Annotated in this window: 2 protein-coding genes; one reads left to right on the top strand and one right to left on the bottom strand. The window is 32.4% G+C overall.

What is annotated here, in order from left to right:
• Positions 1-229: hypothetical protein (locus H8704_RS14020; RefSeq protein WP_249298675.1), on the bottom strand; the 229-nt coding region annotated here is incomplete at its 3' end.
• Between the two features lie 26 nt (positions 230-255).
• Here H8704_RS14020 and H8704_RS14015 point away from each other — a divergent pair.
• A complete protein-coding gene (locus H8704_RS14015) occupies positions 256-696 on the top strand; it encodes a hypothetical protein (RefSeq protein ID WP_249298674.1) in 441 nt (146 codons plus the stop codon).
• Positions 697-1142: the final 446 nt, after the last annotated feature.

Raw genomic sequence — 1142 nt, 5'->3', positions numbered from 1 at the left:
TGTTTTTATCAAATAAGGCATTTTTCCCACGCTTTGCTAAACTTGCATTCCTATTAATCCAATATCCCACATAATACTGAATTACGCTTTCTAATTCCATAATAGTCTTTCCTTGAATATCAATTCCATGTTCTTTCATGTATTCATATTCATTGACTTGTCTCTCTAAAAAATAGCCTTTTTCCAATAGTTTTTCTTGAAGGTCTCTAACAATAGTATGATTAGCAATGAAATAACTGTCACGTATTGGAGTTTGTGAATTTAAAAATTCTGTTATTAGTTGGGTTGACAGCTGATAAGGTTATAGAAGCATATAATGTATATAACGCAATATCAGAAGTTTTGACAATGTATAGAAAAACTAGAAGGAATAGTAGTAAAGATGAGTTTGCCCAATATATAGGAGTTACACAGACATGGATGAATGAGAATATTAATGGCTTTCGGTTTATGAATACTGGTGATATTATTTTATTAAATGCATATAAAAATCTTAAGGATCAATATGAAAAAAAGGGAATTGTGGGACTGAAACAAAAAGATATAATTATAGATTCTATTTTTATAGTACGAGATGTTATAAATAAAGAGAAGGAAAATAATGTTTCATTATTGACAAAAAATTCGGGCATATTTAGCAAAGTTCAAGTTGAAATAGGAAATTTAGAGAAAAGAGTGGAACACAAGGGTGTTTGATGATATCGCATGATGAACAAGATAATTCGAATCTTTGTGTTACTGATCCTATGAGTCGTCTCTGTGTTGCTCTGAGTGGGCGCTGATTTGTTAAATTTATTGTCATCGAACTTTTAAGGATTGCCGCCTGTAAGCAGGCGGATGATTTTAAATTGAACGCATCCAACAGGTCCGGCAGGTCGGTTGTGGGATCTATCGAGATAATGCCCTCCCTTTTGGCATTTTGAAGATTTGTCTGAGCAGAGCTTTATTTTTCTTTATGCTGCTTTTAGAAAGAAAATCCGCCCATCCATCTACATATTGCTGGATTTGTTTATTGGTTACGTTGAGACTATGAGAAAAAGTCTGTAAATAAGATTCTTCTATGATAATGAAAGGCAAAAAATTCTTTGTCAGAGCTTTTTGCCCTTTAGTTATATATAACAGTTGAAAAATGACATGTCAAG

The organism is Jutongia huaianensis (assembly GCF_014384985.1).
Lineage (GTDB): Bacteria > Bacillota > Clostridia > Lachnospirales > Lachnospiraceae > Jutongia > Jutongia huaianensis.
Note: the sequence above shows the minus strand (reverse complement) of the source record. Positions and strands in the feature narration are given on the sequence as shown.